The sequence below is a fragment of the Candidatus Pantoea floridensis genome (assembly GCF_900215435.1).
GTDB lineage: Bacteria > Pseudomonadota > Gammaproteobacteria > Enterobacterales > Enterobacteriaceae > Pantoea > Pantoea floridensis.
On the sequence record NZ_OCMY01000001.1, the window covers coordinates 94,741 to 117,500 of the forward strand.

The 22,760-nt window shown below is 52.9% G+C and carries 19 protein-coding genes, 1 other RNA gene and 1 other annotated feature; of the genes, 5 read left to right on the forward strand and 15 right to left on the reverse strand.

Going from position 1 to position 22,760, the window contains the following annotated elements:
• Positions 1-17: 17 nt before the first annotated feature.
• Positions 18-1,511 (reverse strand): Fe-S cluster assembly protein SufB, encoded by a 1,494-nt coding sequence (gene sufB, locus CRO19_RS00505; protein ID WP_097094106.1) that lies wholly within the window; start codon positions 1,509-1,511, stop codon positions 18-20.
• Between the two features lie 7 nt (positions 1,512-1,518).
• Positions 1,519-1,893, reverse strand: a complete 375-nt coding sequence (sufA, locus tag CRO19_RS00510; RefSeq protein WP_097094107.1) for a Fe-S cluster assembly scaffold SufA — start codon at positions 1,891-1,893, stop codon at positions 1,519-1,521.
• 388 nt (positions 1,894-2,281) lie between these two features.
• Between sufA and CRO19_RS00515 the strand changes: the two genes are divergently transcribed.
• On the forward strand, positions 2,282-2,686 hold the full coding sequence (locus CRO19_RS00515; RefSeq protein WP_097094108.1) for a hypothetical protein: 405 nt from the start codon (positions 2,282-2,284) through the stop codon (positions 2,684-2,686).
• A gap of 30 nt (positions 2,687-2,716) precedes the next feature.
• Here CRO19_RS00515 and ydiJ read toward each other — a convergent pair whose 3' ends face one another.
• Positions 2,717-5,770, reverse strand: a complete 3,054-nt coding sequence (ydiJ, locus tag CRO19_RS00520; RefSeq protein ID WP_097094109.1) for a D-2-hydroxyglutarate dehydrogenase YdiJ — start codon at positions 5,768-5,770, stop codon at positions 2,717-2,719.
• 205 nt (positions 5,771-5,975) lie between these two features.
• Here ydiJ and ydiK point away from each other — a divergent pair, with 205 nt between their 5' ends.
• Together ydiK and rprA are read left to right on the forward strand one after the other, a co-directional pair.
• Entirely contained in the window at positions 5,976-7,088 is a 1,113-nt protein-coding gene (gene ydiK, locus CRO19_RS00525; RefSeq protein ID WP_097094110.1) for an AI-2E family transporter YdiK, read from the forward strand.
• Between the two features lie 369 nt (positions 7,089-7,457).
• Positions 7,458-7,565, forward strand: an RNA gene (rprA, locus tag CRO19_RS00530) — antisense sRNA RprA.
• A 99-nt stretch (positions 7,566-7,664) separates the two neighbouring features.
• On the opposite strand, the gene ppsA is transcribed toward rprA, so the two are convergent.
• Complete coding sequence (gene ppsA / locus CRO19_RS00535) at positions 7,665-10,052, reverse strand: phosphoenolpyruvate synthase (RefSeq protein WP_097094111.1); 2,388 nt, start codon at positions 10,050-10,052, stop codon at positions 7,665-7,667.
• A gap of 450 nt (positions 10,053-10,502) precedes the next feature.
• On the opposite strand from ppsA, the gene ppsR reads away from it, so the two are divergent.
• Entirely contained in the window at positions 10,503-11,330 is an 828-nt protein-coding gene (ppsR, locus tag CRO19_RS00540) for a posphoenolpyruvate synthetase regulatory kinase/phosphorylase PpsR (RefSeq protein ID WP_097094112.1), read from the forward strand.
• 288 nt (positions 11,331-11,618) lie between these two features.
• Positions 11,619-12,668, forward strand: coding sequence for a 3-deoxy-7-phosphoheptulonate synthase (locus CRO19_RS00545; RefSeq protein WP_097094113.1), 1,050 nt, complete (start codon positions 11,619-11,621; stop codon positions 12,666-12,668).
• A 3-nt stretch (positions 12,669-12,671) separates the two neighbouring features.
• On the opposite strand, the gene CRO19_RS00550 is transcribed toward CRO19_RS00545, so the two are convergent.
• The 11 genes from CRO19_RS00550 to pheM all read right to left on the reverse strand — a co-directional run bounded on the left by CRO19_RS00550 (position 12,672) and on the right by pheM (position 22,643).
• A complete protein-coding gene (locus CRO19_RS00550) occupies positions 12,672-14,111 on the reverse strand; it encodes a protein adenylyltransferase SelO (RefSeq protein WP_097094114.1) in 1,440 nt (479 codons plus the stop codon).
• A gap of 99 nt (positions 14,112-14,210) precedes the next feature.
• Entirely contained in the window at positions 14,211-14,954 is a 744-nt protein-coding gene (locus CRO19_RS00555) for an EAL domain-containing protein (protein WP_097094115.1), read from the reverse strand.
• Between the two features lie 313 nt (positions 14,955-15,267).
• Positions 15,268-15,726 (reverse strand): NlpC/P60 family protein, encoded by a 459-nt coding sequence (locus CRO19_RS00560; RefSeq protein ID WP_097094116.1) that lies wholly within the window; start codon positions 15,724-15,726, stop codon positions 15,268-15,270.
• A gap of 69 nt (positions 15,727-15,795) precedes the next feature.
• Positions 15,796-16,542 carry a vitamin B12 ABC transporter ATP-binding protein BtuD gene (gene btuD, locus CRO19_RS00565; protein ID WP_097094117.1) on the reverse strand — a complete coding sequence of 249 codons (747 nt, stop codon included), beginning with the start codon at positions 16,540-16,542 and terminating at the stop codon, positions 15,796-15,798.
• On the reverse strand, positions 16,543-17,088 hold the full coding sequence (locus CRO19_RS00570) for a glutathione peroxidase (RefSeq protein ID WP_097094118.1): 546 nt from the start codon (positions 17,086-17,088) through the stop codon (positions 16,543-16,545). It abuts the gene before it with no gap.
• 39 nt (positions 17,089-17,127) lie between these two features.
• Complete coding sequence (btuC, locus tag CRO19_RS00575; protein WP_097094119.1) at positions 17,128-18,111, reverse strand: vitamin B12 ABC transporter permease BtuC; 984 nt, start codon at positions 18,109-18,111, stop codon at positions 17,128-17,130.
• A 90-nt stretch (positions 18,112-18,201) separates the two neighbouring features.
• On the reverse strand, positions 18,202-18,567 hold the full coding sequence (locus CRO19_RS00580; protein WP_097094120.1) for a DUF2502 domain-containing protein: 366 nt from the start codon (positions 18,565-18,567) through the stop codon (positions 18,202-18,204).
• 190 nt (positions 18,568-18,757) lie between these two features.
• The gene (gene ihfA, locus CRO19_RS00585) at positions 18,758-19,060 is read right to left on the reverse strand and encodes an integration host factor subunit alpha (RefSeq protein WP_007892687.1); all 303 of its coding nucleotides are present in this window, start codon (positions 19,058-19,060) and stop codon (positions 18,758-18,760) included.
• 4 nt (positions 19,061-19,064) lie between these two features.
• A complete protein-coding gene (gene pheT, locus CRO19_RS00590) occupies positions 19,065-21,452 on the reverse strand; it encodes a phenylalanine--tRNA ligase subunit beta (RefSeq protein ID WP_097094121.1) in 2,388 nt (795 codons plus the stop codon).
• A gap of 14 nt (positions 21,453-21,466) precedes the next feature.
• On the reverse strand, positions 21,467-22,450 hold the full coding sequence (pheS, locus tag CRO19_RS00595) for a phenylalanine--tRNA ligase subunit alpha (RefSeq protein WP_007892680.1): 984 nt from the start codon (positions 22,448-22,450) through the stop codon (positions 21,467-21,469).
• 71 nt (positions 22,451-22,521) lie between these two features.
• Positions 22,522-22,648 (reverse strand) — a sequence feature (Phe leader region).
• Positions 22,599-22,643, reverse strand: coding sequence for a pheST operon leader peptide PheM (pheM, locus tag CRO19_RS26215; RefSeq protein WP_121626058.1), 45 nt, complete (start codon positions 22,641-22,643; stop codon positions 22,599-22,601). Its footprint overlaps the feature before it by 45 nt.
• Positions 22,649-22,760 lie beyond the last annotated feature (112 nt).

The window sequence follows — 22,760 nt, forward strand, 5'->3', positions numbered from 1 at the left end:
GCTTCCGGCAACGGGCATCAGCCCACACTGTGCTCAAGGCTGATAGCTAACAATTTTTGCGCTTCCACGGCGAATTCCAGTGGCAGCTCGGAGAAAACGTCTTTACAGAAGCCGTTGACGATCATTGAAATCGCATCTTCTTCGCTAATGCCACGCTGCAAGCAGTAGAACATCTGATCTTCACCGATGCGCGAAGTGGTCGCCTCGTGCTCCAGATGTGCCGTGTTGTTGCGCGTTTCCACGTACGGGAAAGTGTGCGCGCCGCACTCAGCACCAATCAGCATCGAATCACATTGGGTGAAGTTACGCGCGTTGGTGGCGGTTGGCATGATTTTCACCAGGCCGCGATAGGTGTTCTGGCTCTTACCGGCAGAAATCCCTTTTGAGATGATGGTCGACTTGGTGTTTTTACCAATGTGAATCATCTTGGTGCCGGTATCCGCCTGCTGGCGACCTGCGGTCAGGGCAACGGAATAGAACTCACCAATCGAGTAATCACCGCGCAGAATGCAGCTAGGATATTTCCAGGTGATCGCTGAACCCGTTTCGGACTGCGTCCAAGACATCTTACTGTGATCGCCTTCGCACAGCGCACGTTTGGTCACGAAGTTGAGGATACCGCCCTCGCCTTCACCGCCCGGGAACCAGTTCTGTACGGTGGAATATTTCACTTCGGCATTTTTGTGGATAATCACTTCAACCACAGCGGCATGCAGCTGATAGGTGTCACGCACCGGTGCCGAGCAACCTTCGATATAACTCACGTAGCTGTCTTCATCGGCCACCAAAATGGTGCGTTCGAACTGACCGGTTTTTGCCGCATTGATGCGGAAATAGGTCGACAGCTCCATCGGACAACGTACGCCTTTCGGGATGTAAACGAAGGTACCGTCGGAGGCCACAGCGGAGTTCAGCGCAGCAAAGAAGTTATCGTTTGGCGGCACGACCGTGCCAAGATACTTCTGTACCAGCTCAGGATGATCGTGAATCGCTTCGCCGAAGGAGCAGAAAATGATGCCCTGCTCGGCCAGCTTGTCGCGGTAAGTTGTTGAGACGGAAACGGAGTCGAAAATAGCGTCGACCGCGACTTCACGTCCTTCACGCACCGGAACACCTAACTGGTTGAACGCATCTTCCACTTCCTGAGTCAGATAATCGCTGGACGCGACGCTGCCGGAAGTTTGGGTAGCGCCGGGTTCAGACGCACAGCTGTCGTCGCAGTTGCCGCAGGACGGCGCGGAGTAGTAGCTGTAATCCTGATAATCCAGTTTTTCGTAGTGCGCTTTCAGCCAGTGCGGCTCTTCCATCTGTTCCCAGGCGCGGAACGCCTTCAGACGAAATTCAAGCATCCATTCAGGTTCGTTACGTTTGGCCGAAATCGCGCGCACCACATCTTCATTGATGCCGTGGGCAAATTCGTCGGTTTGTAACTGGGTAAAGAAGCCCTCTTTATAATTGAGCTTGCCTTCCCACATTTGTACATCGTCAGATGCTTCGCTGTGTCGTGACATATTTCACTTACTCGACGCCAAAGCTCTCACCGCACCCGCAGGCGTGTTGAGCTTTAGGGTTGTTGAATTTAAAAATCTGGTTAAGGCCTTCGCGGACATAATCCAGCTCGGTACCGTCAACAAACGGCATCGCCTGAAGCGGCACAAACAGTTTTGCGCCAAACTGCTCAAACTGCAGGTCGTCATCGGCAGGCTCTTTCACCAGGTCCATAACGTACCCAAAACCGGCACAGCCGGACGTTTTCACACCCAGTTTCAAACCCTTGACTTCAGGGTCTTGTTCTACCAGGTTAAGAATCTGTTTCGCTGCCGATTCGGTCAGCGTGAGCCCTTTCCAGACGAAATCTTCGGGTGAAAAAGAGTCGGCATTAACTGATGACATTGTGCTACCTCGTAAGTCTGGGCCTTTTCAGGCTATCCCCCTATGGTAGTGATATCAGATATCACTTCAACCTCTTGTTTTGCAGGGATAATCATCTCGTGCTATTTTTACTGCTGCTTTATTAAGCATAGTCGCTTCAAAGCAGATTGACGGCGGCATTCCCGTGCGCACCACTGCAACGTAACCCCTTAAATTGGCGTAAAATTTTATAAATCAATTTTACGTTTCATTCATAATTGATAGGTTACGCCTTTCTAGTATGTAAAGAAATTGTTATTGCCGATTTTATTAACAGGCAGAGGGAATCAATAAAATTCACGGCGGGAATTGCATTCCTGACACGGTTGAATATGATAATGATTATCATTAACCTATTTAAGGTGGCGATATGACGCTTACCGTCTCAGCCTGGTTACAACATAAAATCGACGACTATAAGTTTGCGGTGCGCGATATCACCGTGGACTTCTATATGGCTCAGGCAAAGCTCAACCGCACCGATTGCACTCTCGAACAACTGCGCCGTTTCAATGACACCTGTCTCGACATGGCAGAAATCTGTGAGATAAATGGTGACGACCTCAGTTTTTTGCACGCCATGGGTAAGCTCCATCACCGCTTAGTCCAGGAGATGGGCAATGCCGATCGTGACCGTTTATTTCGCATTCAGGCCTATCAACTGGCGCGCCTGTCATTAACACGTTTGTGTCATCAACTGGCGCTCAGCGGCGAGTGGGATCAAGCTACCCGCCTGCAGAGTGATTTCGTCCGTCACGCAGGCTGGATATTCTAATCCAGCTTTGTGACGACTCCTACAATTTGTTTACATCATTTCCAGTAATGCTTGCAACGGATGACGCATCCCGTTGCCTTCCGCGCGCTTCACCTGACTGCGACAGGAGAAGCCGGTAGCCAGGCAGCGTTGACGTGGCAGCTTTTGCAGCTTTGGATGCCATGACAGCTCGTAAATCCCCAGCGAATTCTCCAGATTTTTACTCTCATGGCCGTAAGTACCTGCCATGCCACAACAGCCCACGTTGACGTTCTCCAGCTTTGCGCCAAAGCGAGCAAAAATGCCCTGCCACTGATTCGGCGTGGACGGCAGTGCCGTTACTTCGGTGCAGTGCGCGAACAGATACCAAGCCTCGCCGCTGGCAGTTTGCACCGCACGCTCAGCCAGCGCCGTGTGCAGCCATTCGTGCACCAGCTGCACGTTAAACTCACCGCGCTGCTCACCCAGCACCTGATTGTACTCATCGCGATAACAAAGCACGGTTGCCGGATCGACGCCCACCATTGGCACGCCAAGTTTCGCCACGCGATTGAGGAAATCTGCGGTTTTACTGGCGGTACGCGCAAAGCGCTGCAGGAAGCCTTTTACATGCTGCGCTTTGCCATTGGGAGAGAACGGCAGTAGCACCGGGCGATAACCGAGCTTTTCGATCAGCTTGACGAAATCGGTCACCAGCTGCGCTTCGTAATAGCTGGTAAAGGGATCCTGCACCACCAGCACACAGTTTTCACGTTGTGTGGTCTCCATTGCCTCTAGCTGCTCCAGCGTGAGGTTCATCGCCGGATGACCGCTCAACTGTTGCTTGAGGCTCGGTGATGACAGCAGCGGCAAATCCACCATGCCAATGTGCGTTTTACTGATATCGCGCATCCACGGCTGTTTCAGGAAGAAGTTGAACACCTTAGGGGCTTTCGCCATCAACGGCGCATAACTCTCAACGGTTGCCACCAGATGATCGCTCACTGGACGCAAATAGCGGGTGTGATAAAGCTGCAAAAAGCGCGAACGGAAATTCGGCACATCAATCTTGATTGGGCACTGCGTCGAACAGGCTTTACAGGCCAGACAACCCGACATCGCCTCTTTTACCTCATGGGAGAAGTCATATTCCCCTTTCTTCGCGTGCCAGGAATTACGCGTGCGTTGAATCAAGGTGCGCAGGCTGGCCCCCTGTTTGGGCAAAGCATGTTCCAGTTGCAGAGGATCAACCCCCTGCTCAGAGAGCAAACGTAACCATTCACGCGTTAACGTGGCGCGGCCTTTCGGCGAATGAATGCGATTACGGGTAATTTTCATCGACGGGCACATCGGGCTGTTCACGTCAAAATTGAAGCACAAACCGTTGCCGTTACACTCCATCGCACCGCGCCACTCATTGCGCACCGTGACGGGAATCTGACGATCGTAGGTACCGCGTTTCACCGCATCCACCTGCATCATTGGTTCGTTGCTCTTCAGCGGTGTGCAGATCTTGCCAGGATTGAGGCGGTTGTCGGGATCGAACGCCGCTTTAATACGACGTAGCTCATTGAACAGCGTTTCACCGAAGAATGCCGGGCTGTACTGTGCGCGGAAACCTTTGCCGTGCTCGCCCCACAATAAACCGCCGTAGCGGGCGGTTAGCGCGACCACTTCATCGGAGATCTGCTTCATCAACAGCTCCTGCTGCGGATCGCACATATCCAGCGCCGGACGCACGTGCAACACGCCCGCATCCACGTGGCCAAACATGCCGTAACTCAGGCCGTGGCTGTCGAGCAGCGCGCGAAACTCAACGATGTAATCGGCCAGCTGTTCTGGCGGTACCGCCGTATCTTCAACAAACGGTATCGGCTTAGCGCGCCCTTTGGCGTTACCTAGTAGGCCCACCGCTTTTTTGCGCATGTTATAGATGCGCTCAATGCCGGCCACATCGTTACACAGCTGATAACCAATGACGCCGCCGGATTGCTGCAGCATTAATGCATCCAGACGCAGGCACAGCGTTGCAATTTGCTGCTCGATCAGTTCGGCATCATCACCGGCAAACTCCACGATGTTCAGGCCCAGCATCTCTTTGTCTGGCACATCGGTAATCAATTCATGCACCGAGTGCCAGACGATATCTTCACGCGCCAGGTTCAATACTTTCGAGTCAACCGTTTCCACCGACAGCGCTTTGGCTTCCACCATAAAAGGTGCATTGCGTAACGCCGAGTCGAACGAATCATATTTGATATTCACCAAACGACGCACTTTGGGAATGGGCGTGATATCAAGACGCGCTTCAGTGATAAAGGCCAGCGTACCTTCCGCACCGCATAACAGGCGCGTGAGATCGAAGGTTTGCAGATCATCGCTGAACACATGCCGCAGATCGTAACCGGTGAGAAAGCGGTTCAGCTTAGGGAATTTTTCCAGAATCAAACTGCGCTGTTCACGGCAGCGCGTTAATACCTGCTGATAGATGCGCCCTTCAGCGGTTGGCGTGCTCGCCAGCTGTTCTGCCAGTTCGGTTGGCATCGCGCGCGTATCGAGGATATCGCCGCCCAACAGCACCGCGCGCAGCCCTTCGACGTGATCGGAGGTTTTGCCATACACCAGCGAACCTTGCCCGGAGGCGTCAGTATTGATCATGCCACCTAAGGTGGCGCGGTTACTGGTAGAGAGTTCCGGCGAGAAGAAGAAGCCGTAAGATTTTAGCCACGCATTAAGTTGGTCCTTCACCACGCCCGCTTCAACCCGCACCCAACCCTGTTCGGTGTTGATTTCGAGGATGCGGTTCATGTAGCGCGACATATCAACCACGATGCCCTGATTAAGCGATTGCCCGTTAGTACCGGTGCCACCACCACGCGGGGTGAAGACCAGGCTATTAAAGCGCGCTTCTGCGGCCAGACGCGCAATCAGCGCCACATCAGCCGTCGATCGCGGAAACAGCGCCGCATCAGGCAGCAGTTGGTAAATACTGTTATCGGTGGATAGCGACAGGCGATCGGCATAGCTGGTGGCCGTATCGCCAGTGAACCCTTGCTCTTTTAAGGACTGCAGGAATGTCAGCACCAGTTGAACGAGGCCCGGTGCCTGAGAAATCTGTGGGATCATTATTGAGTGACCGAGATGTTGTAAACGTTTGCGTCGTGATTTTTTTCAGCCCTTGGTTTTATCATACTTTTTTGCCGCACGCTGTTTTTTCAGGAAAGCGCATGGCCGCCGCTGCTTTTCCTGTTTAATTTCCCGGAAATAGATCATCATTAATTAGGGCCGTTCAGCCCCACTCTGAAGGATTCAATCGAGGTTAAATGTTGTGATGAAAAGCCTGCAACGCGGTATGGATTTACCGCAAATGCTGTTCTCGTTGATGTTCATTCTGATCATGATCGTCGCCTGTCTGTGGGTGGTTCAGCCGTTTATTCTGGGCTTCGCCTGGGCCAGCATGGTGGTGATCGCTACCTGGCCATTGATGATCCGCCTGCAACAGCTGATGTGGGGAAGACGCTCGCTGGCGGTTATTGCCATGACGCTACTGCTCTTGCTGTTGTTCATTATTCCTATCGCCCTGCTGGTAAGCAGCTTAATTGATAACAGCGCGCCGGTGATCGCCTGGGCAACGCAACGCCATTTGGTGATGCCCGATTTTGCCTGGCTACGTGACATTCCTTATGGTGGCAACAAGCTTTATTCGAGCTATCACAAATTAGTGGATGGCGGAGGATCGGCGATGTTGAGCCAGGTACAACCCTATATAGGTCGTACTACCGGCTTCTTTGTGGCGCAGGCCGGACACTTTGGCCGCTTCATGATGCATCTCGTCGTGATGTTGCTGTTCAGCGTGCTGCTGTATTGGCGCGGGGAGCAAGTTGGGCAAGGCATCCGACATTTTGCTTACCGTATGAGTGGTCGCCGCGGTGATGCCGCCGTGCTGCTGGCAGGTCAGGCGATTCGTGCCGTGGCGCTGGGCGTGGTGGTCACGGCGCTGGTACAGGGCGTGCTCGGCGGCATTGGCCTGGCCATTTCCGGTATCCCCTATGCCACATTATTAACCGTGCTGATGATTCTTACTTGCCTGGTGCAACTCGGCCCGCTGGTGGTGTTGGTCCCGGCCATTATCTGGCTGTACTGGAGCGGTGATACCACATGGGGCACCGTGCTATTAGTCTGGAGTTGCGTGGTAGGCACATTGGATAGCGTGCTGCGGCCGGTACTGATTCGTATGGGCGCGGATTTGCCGATGATCCTGATTCTTTCCGGCGTCATTGGTGGCTTAATTGCCTTTGGCATGATTGGGCTGTTTATTGGTCCCGTGGTGCTGGCGGTCTCTTATCGCCTGGTAACGGTGTGGATGCATGAAGCACCCGAGCCGGATGATGATATGCAAACGGCTATCGAAGCGCTTGACGATCACGAAGAACACCCACATTAAGTTTTGTCGCGCACCGTTGTAGGGTCGCCGCGCATGAACGGCGACCCGCTTTACCCCCGCCCCGTAAGCGTTACGCTCTGCAAAGCGACATTGCAATTTCTCCGCTTTAGATTGGCCTTACTTTAACCGGCCTAATGCCACTTCATCATCATCGGTCATTACCCTGCAGGAATTATTTTTTTTCATAAGCGATTTTTAAGAAAAAACGATGTTTTAGCGGCTTTAGCGGGGTTTGGCTAATGGAATGATTATTTTTCGGACTGAATCAAGGGGGTACACCGATGAAAATGACCATGAAAGATTATCAGCTTTAAACTAATAAGAGGATTCTTAAAGACGCCACAAGGCCTGATGAATAACATGTTTCCTATGTTTGAAATCAAGCTACTGATTTCTAAACAACCTTATTCCCCTGAGTAAAGTGAAGAATTGCTGTGTGTAGTCTTTGCCCATCCCCTGTGATGGGCTTTTTTTTGCCTGTTTTTCACGTAAAAAGATAAGGCCAGCAGCGCTGGCCTTAATGATTTCATCAAGAACACATTAGATTCACCTCTAACGTGTCTTTATTCCTCTTGATCAGTGTTTCGCGGCGTTCAGCTCTGCCAGACTCAGCCATGTCTCTACTACCGTGTCTGGATTGAGGGACAGGCTGTCAATGCCCTGCTCCATCAGCCACGCGGCAAAATCCTGATGATCAGATGGACCCTGACCACAGATCCCCACGTATTTACCTTGTTTCTTCGCGGCTTTAATGGACATGGAAAGCAATGCTTTAACGGCATCATTACGCTCGTCAAACAGCGCTGACACTACCCCGGAGTCGCGATCCAAACCCAGCGCCAGCTGCGTCATGTCGTTGGAACCAATCGAGAAGCCATCAAAGTGCTCGAGGAACTGCTCTGCCAGCAAGGCATTTGAAGGGATTTCACACATCATAATGACCTTCAAACCGTTTTCGCCGCGCTTCAGGCCATTTTTCGCCAGCTCCGCAACCACCGCTTCGGCCTGATCCACTGTACGCACGAAGGGAATCATGATTTCGACGTTGGTCAATCCCATTTCATTGCGCACGCGTTTCACCGCCTCACACTCCAGCTTGAAGCAGTCGCGGAAGCTGTCTGCCACATAGCGGCCGGCGCCACGGAATCCCAGCATCGGGTTCTCTTCTTCCGGTTCATAACGCTCGCCGCCCACCAGGTTAGCGTATTCGTTAGTTTTGAAATCAGAGAGACGAACGATAACGCGCTTCGGCGCAAACGCCGCCCCCAGGGTGGCAATCCCTTCTGTCAGACGACCGATGTAGAACTCAATTGGATCATCAAAACCTTTCATCATCTGGCGAATCTGCTGCTGCAGCTCAGGCGTTTGCTGATCGAACTCCAGCAGCGCTTTCGGATGCACGCCAATCATGCGGTTAATGATGAACTCCAGACGCGCCAGACCCACACCTTCGTTCGGCAAGCAGGCAAAGTCGAAGGCGCGATCGGGGTTACCGATATTCATCATAATTTTCAGCGGCAGATCCGGCATGGTATCCACCTGCGAGCTGGTGACTTCAAAGTCCAGCAGTTCACCATACACATAACCGGTATCGCCCTCGGCACAGGACACCGTCACCTTCTGGCCATCTTTCAGATGGTCGGTCGCATCACCACAACCCACTACGGCAGGGATGCCCAGCTCACGGGCGATAATGGCCGCATGACAGGTTCGTCCACCACGATTGGTCACGATCGCTGAGGCTTTCTTCATGATCGGTTCCCAATCGGGATCGGTCATGTCAGTGACCAGCACATCGCCTTTTTCAATGCGGTGCATTTCACTGATGTCATGGATAACTTTAACTTCACCGGCACCGATGCGATGGCCTATGGCGCGTCCTTCTACTACGACCTTGCCCTTGCCTTGCAGCGTATAGCGCTCCATCACCTGGCCATTAGATCGCACTGTTTCCGGCCGCGCCTGCACAATAAACAGCTTACCGGTGTGGCCATCTTTCGCCCACTCAATGTCCATTGGGCGCTTGTAGTGCTGCTCAATCAGCACCGCCTGACGCGCCAGCGCCTGCACTTCGTCATCGGTTAAACTGAAGCGATCGCGCTGCTCTTGCTCGACGTCTTCAATGCGCACCTGCTCGCCATGTTCCTGTGAATCGGCGTAGACCATGCGCAGCTTTTTCGAGCCCATGGTACGGCGCACAATCGCTGGGCGATTGGCTGCCAGCGTCGGTTTATGCACGTAGAACTCATCCGGGTTGACAGCGCCTTGCACTACCATCTCACCCAAACCGAACGCCGAGGTGATAAACACCACCTGATCAAAGCCCGATTCAGTATCAATGGTAAACATCACGCCGGACGATGCGAGATCCGATCGTACCATCCGTTGAATACCTGCAGAGAGCGCGACGCCGCGATGGTCGTAGCCCTGATGCACACGGTAAGAGATGGCGCGATCGTTAAATAAGGAAGCAAATACGTGCTTAACCGCGATAATCACCGCGTCATAGCCCTGCACGTTCAGGAAAGTCTCCTGCTGACCGGCAAATGAGGCATCGGGCATATCTTCGGCGGTGGCCGACGAACGCACAGCGAAGGAGGCTTCGGCATCATCAGCAGAGAGTTGTTCGTAGGCGCTGCGAATCGCCGCTTCCAGCTCAGGCTGGAATGGCGTGTCCACCACCCATTGACGAATCTGTTTACCCGCTTGCGCAAGCTCAGCAACATCATCAACATCCGTTTTATCCAGCAAATCATAAATGCGCTGGTTCAGTCCGCTTTGATCGAGAAACAGATTAAACGCGTAAGATGTGGTCGCATAACCGTTGGGAACGGAAACACCCAGCGACGACAAATTCGTAATCATTTCTCCGAGGGAAGCATTCTTGCCTCCCACCCGATCAACATCATGCATGCCAAGCTGGTTGTACCAGAGCACTAGCGACTGTTGGTCTTGAATGGACATTGAGATTATCCTTTTAAATGATTGGTTCACACATGGAACATTTTGCTATTCGCAGAAACAGCTTGGCACAACCCATAAATAAAGACTAAGTGTTGAATCGTTAAAGCAGGAAAAGAGCAGCAAAATAGGATTAGTACCCAGAATTAATGATGTTGCGCAAACGGCCTATTTAACGCTAACAAACTGCTATATCGTTATTTTTCCCTTTTTCAGAGGGTTAGCGATTGATTTACGTTGCGCAACGCCTGCAAACTTTATTTCATGCGCGAAAAAGAAAATGCGCGAAAATAACGCTTTTCAAAACAGCATTTCATCTAATATTGATTATCAACGTGCTCATTTTCGCCAACGAGCAGTAAACAGTATGGATATTTCATTTCTTATCACTTTAAAATGAAATAGTAAGGTTGATGATATCTGTCATTTATAGACATGAGGGTTAAGCAGACTATGAGCACTGAACGTAGCGTCTTCTACATTTCTGATGGTACCGCCATCACTGCCGAAGTGCTGGGGCACGCGGTGCTTTCACAGTTCCCGGTTATCACCAACAGCGTCACGCTACCCTTTGTGGAGAATGTTCAGCGTGCACAAGCTGTGAAAGCGCAGATAAATGCACTCTATCAGCAGAGCGGCGTGCGGCCGCTGGTATTCTTTTCGATTGTCACGCCCGATGTGCGTGAAATTATCCTGGAGAGCGAAGGCTTTTGTCAGGATATCGTGCAAGCGTTGGTGGCACCGTTACAAAGCGAATTAGGTGTGGCTTCGATGCCGGTGGCGCACCGTACGCATGGTTTGACTGCCAGTAACCTTGGCAAATATGACGCGCGCATCGCGGCAATCGACTATACCCTCGCGCATGACGATGGCATTTCCCTGCGCGGCCTTGAAGATGCACAGGTAATTTTGCTTGGCGTGTCGCGCTGCGGTAAAACGCCCACCAGCTTGTACCTGGCGATGCAGTTTGGCGTGCGGGCCGCTAACTATCCGTTTATCGCCGATGATATGGACAATTTGAAGCTGCCGCCGGCGCTGCGTGCGCATCAGCATAAGTTGTTTGGATTAACTATAGATCCGGAACGTCTGGAAGCGATTCGTCAGGAGCGTGCGGAAAATACTCGTTACGCTTCGCTGCGCCAATGTCGTCTGGAAGTGGGAGAAGTAGAAGCGCTCTTCCGCACCAACCAAATTCGTTACCTCAACAGTACCAACTATTCGGTGGAAGAGATTGCCACCAAAATCCTCGATATCATGGGCCTGAGTCGTAGCATGTATTAACTGCCTTCTGTAGGGTCGCCATTTATGGCGTAATGCCGCTCACTTAAGCAAATCATTGCCTGATTATGCAGGTGCGCATGAATGCGCACCCTACGAAAACCCAGCTCTGTAAACGTAGGGTCGCCATTTATGGTGACCTCATCGGTAATACGATCGTAAAGCCTGGCTTCCGTCTTGTTTTAAGACCTTTGTTTTTAGCAGGTTGAATTCGCAGGCTAATGGTTTATTGTGATCACCATCACTTCCCGGTATTTCACCGCTGCGAAGAACCATTTTTTGAGAATCCCAATGAACAAGACTGATGAACTGCGCACTGCGCGCATCGGCAGCCTGCTGACTCCAGCTGCGCTCGCGCAAGAACATCCTATTTCGGCGGAAATCGCCGCCAACGTTACCGCGGCCCGTCAACGTATTGCACGTATTCTGACTGGCGAAGATCCGCGTTTGCTGGTCATTATTGGCCCCTGCTCGCTACACGATCCTAAAGCAGCGATTGAATACGCTACACGTCTGAATGAACTGCGTGAACGTCATCAGGATCGGCTGGAGATCGTGATGCGCGCCTACTTCGAAAAACCGCGTACCGTGATTGGCTGGAAAGGTCTTATTTCCGATCCCGATCTGGATGGCAGCTACGATGTGAATCGCGGCATCGCTATCGCACGTAAACTGCTGTTGGACATCAACGCGCTGGGCATGCCGACCGCCACCGAATTCCTGGATATGGTGATCGGCCAGTTTATTGCCGACCTGATTAGCTGGGGCGCCATTGGTGCTCGCACCACTGAAAGCCAGATACACCGTGAGATGGCTTCAGCGCTCTCTTGCCCGGTGGGGTTCAAAAACGGCACTGACGGTAACGTGCAAATCGCGGTTGATGCGATCCGCGCCGCACGCGCCAGTCATATGTTCCTGTCGCCGGATAAAAACGGTCAGATGACCATTTATCAAACCAGCGGCAATCCACATGGTCATGTCATTTTGCGCGGCGGGCGTCAGCCAAACTATCACGCTGAAGACGTGGCGGCGGCGGCGGCCAACCTGCGCGATTTCAATCTGCCAGAACAGCTGGTGATCGACTTCAGCCATGGCAACTGCCTGAAACAGCATCGTCGCCAACGGGATGTCGCCGATGATGTGGCGGCGCAAATCCGCGCCGGTTCGCGAGCGGTCGCGGGCGTGATGATTGAGAGTTTTCTGCAGGAAGGGAATCAGAAAGTGGTCAGCGGCGAAACGCTGATCTATGGTCAGTCAATCACCGATCCGTGTCTCGGCTGGGAAGAGAGCGCTGAGGTGCTGGAGAAACTGGCTGCCGCAGTCGACAGCCGCTTTAATTAACGCCTAGCTCGAACAACTTACCTCAAGCGTTTTGCCCCACTCAGGCGGCCGTTGGCGCAGCTCCGCGCTCACGGCCGCATCGCTATAGGGTTGTTGCAGTGCGTTATGCAGCTTTTCTAATGCGGCCGTTTCGCCTTTCTCTACCTCTTCAATCACCTGCTGCGCCAGATAATTGCGCAATACCAGCGCTGGATTGGCCGCCTTCATCACCGTCTGACGCTGCTCGTCGCTAGCCTGATCGCGTAACAAGCGCTGGCGGTAATCGCTATACCAGCCATCAAAAGCGGCGCGGTCGATAAACTCATCACGCAGCGGCGAGCGGGTTTCATCCTGCTGCGTCTCGCTAAGCATGCGGAAAGTCAGCGTGTAATCGCTGCGCTCTGCCGTCATCAGCGCCAGCAAGCCGGTCAGGATGGTGTTGTCATTACTTTCTGCGGTCAGCAAACCGAGTTTGGCACGCATCTTCTCACCCCAAACGCGCATCAACTCGCTTTCATAATGGCTTAGTGCCTGCTTGAGCTGCTCGGTGGTCATCAGGCCGGATAACGCGTGAGCCAGGCGATTCAGATTCCACAGACCAATCATTGGCTGATTCTCGAAGGCGTAGCGCCCCTGATAATCGCTGTGATTGCAGATGTAACCGGGCTGATAGTCGTCAAGGAATCCATAAGGCCCATAATCCAGCGTCAAGCCAAGAATCGACATGTTATCGGTATTCATCACGCCATGTGCAAAGCCAACGCTTTGCCAAAGTGCTATTAATCCGGCGGTGCGTTTCACGATATCGGTAAACCACAGCAGGTAGCGATCGGCCTCATCCTGCAGGTGGGGCCAGTGATGGCGAATAGCGTAATCCGCCAGCATGCGTACCTTGTCCTGCTCGCCGCCGTAATAAAAGTGTTCAAAATGGCCGAAACGCAAATGGCTCTCGGCGATACGCATTAGCATCGCGCCGCACTCCTGGGTTTCACGCAGTACGGGCTCATCACCAATCGCTAATGCCAGCGCACGCGTGGTAGGAATGCCAAGGTGGTGCAACGCCTCTGATGCGAGAAACTCGCGCACGCTGGAGCGGATGACGGCGCGTCCGTCACCCATACGCGAATAAGGCGTTAGCCCCGCGCCTTTCAAGTGCCAATCAAGCTTGCGTCCATTCGCCAGCTGTTGCTCGCCGAGTAAGATACCGCGTCCATCACCCAACTGCCCGGCCCAGACGCCAAACTGATGGCCACTGTAGACCTGCGCCAGCGGCGACATACCCGGCAGCATTTCACGTCCTGACCACACGCCATGACCGCTGCCCTGAAACAGAGCATCATCTAACCCCATCTCCTTTGCCAGCGCAGCATTGTGGTAAAACAGTCGTCCTCCCGCCAGCGGCGTTGGGTCCAGTGCGGTGTAGAATCCAGTTAATTCTTGCTGCCAGCTATTAGTAAATTGCATCGATACTCCTGAAGGTGCACTTAGATAAGGCACCAGCATTGAGTTTTTAACATAAGGAAGAGTGTAACGCTGACGCTGCCAGGATGACAGGTGAAAGGATTACTGCTGAGAAGGCGTGTGTAAATTAAGATCGGAATAAATGAGATCGCTTAATCGGTCGGCTTTTACCACCGGAAACAGGCTACCCTGCAGATGTGCGCCGCGAAGCGTGGTCATTTTTTCCAGCATTAAATTATCATCAATGCCGCAAATAATAATTTGCTCGGCAAAATCCGAAAAGTTATCGATAACCGTCTGAATAAATGGCGTAAACGATGCACGTTTAGCCAACTCTTGAATAAAGGTTTTATCCAGTTTTAGCACGCTAAACAGATTATCGTACACCGCGGTTGCCGGTGCTTTTCCTGCACCAAATTGAGAAAGCGATAAGCGGAATTCCCGCTGTAAAGCCGCGAGCAACGGTTGCTCTTTACCCAATGATAATTGTGGAAATGCTTCACTGATATCCAAAACAAGAAAAGAAATTTGTTTGAATTTCCTTAACAAAAACTCGCTGGATAAAAGCGTATTTGCCATCGAATCATCAATACGAACCAAAGCGATAATTTGATTAAGCTCAAAAAAGTCGCGGTACTTTTCCAGCAATGAAAGCTGGCTCTGGAGCAAACGCAATTGCTGAGCATCATCTAACTGTGGCAACAGCAGATCCTGAGGCAGCGTAATAGGCGCGCTATCATGAACAAATTGCGTAACCAGCTCCACCGCGGTCAGTTGGCCCGTCGGAGAGTATGCTGGATAAAACCAGGTTTCCGACTGGTAGTCGGCAGATAAATGGACTTTCATTTTACAAGCCAGAGGCAGTGGCAATTAGCGCATCGTATATCAACGAAAACAGTCAGGCAATAGGACCAAACGTTAGAAGAGAAGACGTTTTTTGTACTATTACGCTGTTTTAAGCCGTAAATAACACTTAAGCCAAATAGCCGGGGTTAATGTCCATACCAATTAAATAAACTTAGCTTTATTTTTAGTATTAAATCGATGGCGGGTAAAGTGCCATTTTAAATGATAGTTAAATATCGGCACAATTCGGAATTAATTCAGGGTGAGATAACCTTTCTTTTTTCGCGCCTTTTAACGCACAAGTAAACCGCGTTTAGATGCGACGCGCCTGCCAAAATACTTTACGCCAGTAAACATTATCCAGCGAAGAGCGAATCACACCCTGGCTGGTAGAGGCGTGAATAAAGGTATTATCTGTATCATAAATACCCACGTGCAAACCATTTTCACCGCTGCCGGTTTTAAAGAACACCAAATCGCCTGGCAGCAGTTCATCCTTGTCGATGCGCGTACCAATATCGGTCTGATCGATCGTTGAGCGCGGCAGCTGCATATCAAATTTATCGCGGAAAGTGAGATAGACAAAGCCAGAACAATCGACGCCACCGCGACTAAGACCGCCATAACGATACGGCGTTCCCCGCCAGCGGCTCAGCTGATCGTTAAGTTGGGCAATGACGGTGATGGAGTCAGACAGGCGCCCATTGGGTGGCGGCGCGTGATGGCTACAGCCCGCCAACAACAGTGCCAGAATAAAAATCAGTAGCCGCATCAGTGTTTTCCTTCATCCCTCGCTCGGCAAACACTTTAGCGGCAAAGCGCCTCAGCGTGCAATAAGGTCTCAGGGAATAAACAGCAGCGGCCCTTGTGGGGTATCGATTTGCTCAAACGTGGTTTGGTAGAGCGGCGCTAATTGGGCTGCGGTTAACACCTCTTTGCCGCTTCCCTGGCGCACGACGTTGCCTTGGTGCATTAACCACACACGATCGGCATGGCGCAAGCTGTGATTGAGATCGTGCCCGCTGGCAACAATCGCCAGACCGCTGTGACAAAGTTCTGCCAGCAACCTGTCAACAGCCCGCTGCTGTGCCACGTCCAGTGCACTCATCGGCTCATCCAGCAGCAATACTTTCCCGCGTGGATTGAGCTGCGGATGAATTTGCATAACCACCGCCGCCAGGCGTACGCGCTGCCACTCCCCGCCGGAAAGCTGCGTTAGGCTGCGCAATAATTTGTCTTGCAGGCCGAGCTGGTCTAACACATCGTGCAAAATAGCGTTCGCTTGTACCGCCTCCGTGGCAGCGTGCATGCGCAAATAGTGCCATACCGGCATTTGTCCCGGCGCTATCTGCTGCTGCGGCAACCAGCCACGCAGCTGCGCCAGTGCAGCACCGTTCATGGCGGACAGCGGCTTGCCATCCAGCAGAATCGTACCCTGACTTGATAGCAGGCCAGAAAGCACAGTCAGCAAAGTGCTTTTCCCTGCGCCGTTCGGCCCGACCAGGTGCACCAGCTGACCGGCATTGACGTTGAGGTCAACGGGAGCCAACCGTCCTGGGACGCTGACTCCCTGACACTGCAATACCATTTACCCGGCCAGCGCCTGCTCAATGCTTTTCAGGATAATAGGATCGTCTGGCGTCATATCCGGCGAGAAGCGCGCAATCACTTTGCCCTGCTTATTGATGAGGAATTTCTCGAAATTCCACAGGATGTCGCCCGGCGCTTTCGGCGCGCGGCCTTTGCTCTCCATCCGCTCAAGGAAACCGCTGCCTTCCGGGCGTTGCGCCACCGGTTGCGCCGCAGTCAATTGGGCATATAAAGGATGACGATGCTCGCCGTTAACGTCGGTTTTATCGAACATCGGGAAGGTCACACCATATGTGGTGCTGCAGAAGGTTTTAATCTCTTCATTGCTGCCCGGCTCTTGCTCGAGGAATTGATTACACGGAAAGCCCAGTACGCTGAAGTTCTTATCCTGCCAGGCCTTCTGCAGCGATTCTAGCTGCTCATACTGCGTCGTCAGACCACATTTTGACGCCACGTTTACGACCAGCAGTACTTTGCCTTCAAACTCTGCCAGAGAGGTTTTCTCACCATCCAGCGTAAGCAGTGCAGTTTGATAAATGCTCATAGTCGATTCCTGTTGTTGATAACAAGTTGCCAGCCAAAGCTAGCGCGAAGACTTCACTAATAACACGATAAACAAGGGTGCGCCGAGTGTGGCGGTGACGACACCAATTGGCAGTTCAGCGGAGGTGAGCACCAGCCGCGCAATGATATCCGCGCCAAGTAGCACACCCGCACCGGCCAACGCCGCGGCGGGCAGCAGATAACGATGATCGCTAAACCCACTCAGCCGCAATAAATGCGGGATCACCAGGCCAACAAAACCAATCGCACCGGCCATCGCCACACTCACGCCGACCAGCCATCCCATCGCCAGTACCAGAAGATTGCGCCACAGCAGCAGAGGTAATCCCAACTGACGTGCCGAGGTTTCGCCCAGCGCCAGTAAATTCAGCGTTCGTGCGGTAGTTAGCAGCAATAGCGTTACCGGCAGCAGCGCCAGCATCATCCCGCCATAGCGCCAGTCAATGCCGCTGAAGCCGCCCATCATCCAGTACATCAGCTGGCGCAGATCGAGACTGGTGCTAAAGTACACCGCCCACGTCATGATGGCGCTACAGATAATGCCCAGCGCCACGCCGGTTAGCAGCAAACGGCTCACTGACAGCTGTTTATGGGCAAAATGCAGCAGGATCAACGTGATCAGTAAGGCTCCCGCCATCGCCGCCAGCGCTAAGCTCCAGAGCGAACCGTTGCCGAGCATCACGCCTAATACCAATCCAATGCCTGCACCGTTGGAGACGCCAAGTAAACCCGGTTCAGCCAGTGGATTATTAAACAGCGCCTGCATCACTACCCCGCACACCGCCAGCGCCGCGCCCACCAGCAGCACCGCCAGCGTGCGCGGCATACGCAGTTGCCAGACGAACAGCTCGCCACGGGTCGAAAACCATTGGCCAGGAGAAATCCAGCTATCACCGGCACACAGGCTAAGTCCGATGAGCAGCATTAACAGCACGCTAAGTGCGATAAGCCAGCGCTGACTGCGGCGATTTGCCTGACGGGCAAGCTGATCCAGCAGAGTCATAGGTAAGATTGGCTGAGAAAACAGAGATTTGATTGTAGTGGGATTGCAGCAAAAAGAAAGCGGCGCTGTGCAGGCGCCGCTGGAAGTGCATTACTGATGCGGGGGAAGTGGCTGACCGTGATTATCATGCTGCTGATGATCATCGTGCTGATCGTGGCGCTGCTGCGGATGCGGCTGACGCGAATTCTCCTTGTGCGGCCCATTGCCCGGATGCTGCGCCTGCCAACCGTTACCATTCCAGTAGCCGTGCGGACCCTTGGTGCCAATGCGCTGATTGTGATGCTGCTTCCACCACGTTGGCGCACGCCAGTCGTAGCCATCCCAATAATAGCCGCGCTTATCCTGATCGCCGATATGAATCGAAACGCCCGGCGAATTGATATTAACGGACACGTTGGCGCTTGCCAGCAGCGGCATCCCTAATAGGATGCTTAATAAAAGTGCTGTCTTTTTCATCAGCGAAACCTCTTGTAATGTGATGGCGCTGTTATAACAAATAGCTTGCAGCGGTCACTATCAGCGGGTCCCGATTTTCGTCATATTTTCTGCATACTTACGAAATCCTTACATCATGTATAAATCATGCAGAACGGCCAATTTTCAGGCAAAAAAAAGGCCGCTAAGCGGCCTTTTTGTCGTACTGAAATTAGTCAGCATCCTTGGGTGTCGCGTTCTCGACGCGACTTTTCAACTTCTGTCCCGGACGGAATGTCACCACTCGGCGCGCGGTGATAGGAATATCTTCCCCCGTCTTCGGGTTACGGCCCGGACGCTGGTTTTTGTCACGCAGATCAAAGTTACCAAATCCGGACAGCTTTACCTGTTCTCCGTTTTCCAACGCGCGGCGAACCTCTTCAAAAAAAAGTTCCACCAACTCTTTGGCATCGCGTTTGCTCAACCCGAGTTTTTCAAACAGGTACTCTGACATTTCAGCTTTTGTAAGCGCCATAGGTTCAATCCCTCAAGGTTGCCTGGAATCGCTCTTTTAATGCCGCAACGCATTTGGCAACGGTCGCGGCAATCTCCTCTTCTTCGAGTGTCCGGCTGGTATCCTGCAAAATTAGGCTAATCGCCAGGCTCTTTTCGCCTTCGTTTACGCCCTTACCACGGTACACGTCAAACAAGTTTACGCCAACTACCTGATTTACGCCAACTTTCTTACACTCCGCAATGATATCTGCTGCAGGCACGTTTTCAGCCACCACAACGGCGATATCACGACGGTTTGCCGGGAAGCGGGAAATCTCGCGCGCATCAGGCAGGACGCGGTCTGCGACCTTATTCCAAAGCAGTTCAAACACTAAGGTGCGACCGTTAAGATCCAGCTTACGTTCCAGCTCTGGATGAACCACCCCGATAAATCCGATTCGTTCGCCGCGTAAATAAATTGCGGCACTTTGTCCTGGATGCAGCGCCGGATTGGCTTCCGCACGGAAGGAAATCTCATCAAGTTTACCGGTCAAATCCAGCAGCGACTCTAAATCGCCTTTCAAATCATAGAAGTCAACCGTCTGACGCGCCAGATCCCAATGCTCTTCGTAGCGATTACCGCTCAAAACACCGGCCAGCATAAGATCCTGGCGAATGCCCAGATCGGCCTGTGTATCAGGAACAAAGCGCAAGCCGCTCTCAAACAGGCGTACACGCCCCTGCTGACGGTTTTGGTTGTACACCACCGCACTTAGTAAGCCGGTCCACAGCGACAGACGCATCGCCGACATATCACTGGAGATGGGGCTTGGCAGAATCAGCGCTTCTTCGCCCGGATGCAGCAACTGCTGTACCTTCGGATCAACGAAGCTGTAGGTAATCGCTTCCTGATAGCCTTTATCGACCAACAGATTTTTCGCACGCTTCAACGACAAATCAGCTTCACGATGCTGAGTCATGATCAGGCTGGCTTTAACCGGCACATCGGGAATGTTGTTGTAGCCGTAAATACGCGCGACTTCTTCCACTAAATCCTCTTCGATGGCCATATCGAAACGCCAGCTTGGCGCAACGGCTTGCCATTCACCCTTGCCGATCGTCACTTCGCAGCCGAGACGCGTCAGGATATCCGTCACCTGCTCGTCGGCAATGACGTGACCAATTAAGCGATCTAACTTTTCACGACGCAGCGTAATGGTGGCGCGCGGCGGCAGTGCACTCGCGTCAGTTTGATCGATCACCGGGCCCGCCTCGCCACCACAGATATCCAGCAGCAGCTGCGTGGCGCGTTCAATCGCCTTGTGCTGTAGCGCCGGATCGACGCCACGTTCGTAGCGATGCGAGGCATCGGTATGCAGGCCCTGACGACGCGCGCGGCCGGTAATTGCCAGCGGATCAAAATAGGCACATTCGAACAGGACGTTTTGCGTCTCTTCGTTGACGCCAGAATGCTCGCCACCAAAGATGCCACCCATCGCCAGCGCTTTGTGGTGATCGGCAATCACCAGCGTATCGCTGCTCAGTTTGGCTTCGGTGCCATCCAGCAACGTCAGCACTTCGCCCTCTTTCGCCATGCGCACCACGATGCCGCCTTCGATGCGATCGAGGTCAAACGCATGCATCGGTTGGCCCAGTTCCAGCAGCACATAGTTAGTGATATCGACGACAGGATCGATTGAGCGAATGCCGCAGCGACGCAGCTTCTCACGCATCCACAACGGCGTGGCGGCTTTTACATTCACACCTTTCACCACGCGGCCAAGGTAGCGTGGGCACGCGGCGGTCGCATCGACGCGAATCGGGAACGTATCGGCGATGGTCGCGTTAACCGGCTCAATGGCTGGTGCAGTCAACGGTAATCCGTTCAGCACCGCGACGTCACGCGCAATACCGATGATGCCGAGGCAATCGGCGCGGTTTGGCGTCACGCTAATTTCGATGGTGTTGTCATCCAACTGCAGATAGCTACGGATGTCGGCACCAACCGGTGCATCGGCAGGCAGCTCAATGATGCCGCTGTGATCGTCGGAAATACCCAGTTCCGAGAACGAGCACAACATGCCTTCAGAGGGTTCACCGCGCAGTTTTGCCGCTTTGATTTTGAAATCACCCGGCAGTACCGCGCCAACGGTGGCAACCGCGACTTTCAGACCCTGACGGCAATTTGGTGCGCCACAGACGATATCCAGCAGGCGGTCGCCACCGACGTTGATTTTGGTAACGCGCAGTTTGTCAGCATTAGGATGTTGGCCGCACTCAACCACTTCACCCACGACAACACCGTGGAACGCACCGGCAACCGGCTCCACGCCGTCGACTTCAAGTCCGGCCATGGTGATTTGCTCAGACAGCGCAGCGCTATCCAGGGCTGGATTTACCCATTCGCGTAACCAGAGTTCACTGAATTTCATTGGATAACCTGCCCTTATTTAAATTGTTTGAGGAAACGTAAATCATTTTCGAAGAAGGCGCGCAGATCGGTCACACCGTAGCGCAGCATGGTGAGACGCTCCATGCCCATGCCAAAGGCAAAGCCGGAATACACTTCCGGATCGATGCCCACGTTGCGCAAAACATTGGGATGTACCATCCCACAGCCCAGCACTTCCAGCCACTTGCCGTTTTTACCCATCACGTCCACTTCAGCAGAGGGTTCGGTAAACGGGAAGTAAGAAGGACGGAAGCGGATTTGCAGATTCTCTTCGAAGAAGTTGTTCAGGAAATCATGCAGCGTGCCTTTCAGGTTGGTGAAGCTGATGTCTTTATCGACGATCAAACCTTCCATCTGATGGAACATCGGCGTGTGCGTCTGATCGTAGTCGTTACGATAAACGCGTCCTGGCGCGATGATGCGGATTGGCGGCTGCTGATTTTTCATGGTACGAATCTGCACGCCTGAGGTTTGGGTTCGCAGCAGACGCGTGGCATCAAACCAGAAGGTGTCATGATCGGCACGTGCCGGGTGATGGCCCGGAATGTTTAATGCATCGAAGTTGTGGTAATCGTCTTCGATTTCAGGCCCGGTTACCACCGCAAAACCCAGTTCGCCAAAGAAGTTTTCGATACGATCGATGGTACGCGTCACCGGATGCAAGCCGCCATTCTCAACGCGGCGACCCGGCAATGACACATCGATAGTTTCGGCAGCCAGACGCGCGTTGAGCTCGGCGCTTTCCAGCGTCTCTTTACGGGCAGTGAGACGGTCTTGCACTTGCTGCTTGGCGTCGTTGATAACCGCACCTGCGGCCGGGCGCTCTTCTGCCGGCAATTCACGCAGGGTGGTCATTTGCAGCGTCAGGTGCCCTTTCTTACCCAGAAATTCGACGCGCACGGCGTCCAGAGCAGCGATATCCGCCGCCTCGTCGATGGCGGCCGTGGCACGGGCCACCAGGTCTGCGAGTTGGGACATGATTTCCTCTTCTTCCAGCCGGGCTGGTCAGTTCTCGTTGGGATCGTGTGATCCGATTAAGTGTCGCCAGAAACAAAAAAGCCTCCACGAGGGAGGCTTTCAGCGCGATTTTTCGTTTCTTTTCTTAATGCGCAAAAGCCCCTGATGTTCAGGCGCTAAAGTAAAAAAAGAAACGGAAAATTGCAGCATGCATGCTTGCGTTACCTGGTAATGATAGAAAACGCACTATTGAAATGCGCAGCGGCCAAAATGTCAATCTTTTGCGTGAGTTGCAGGCAATAAAAAAGGGAGCAAGCTCCCTTTTTCAACT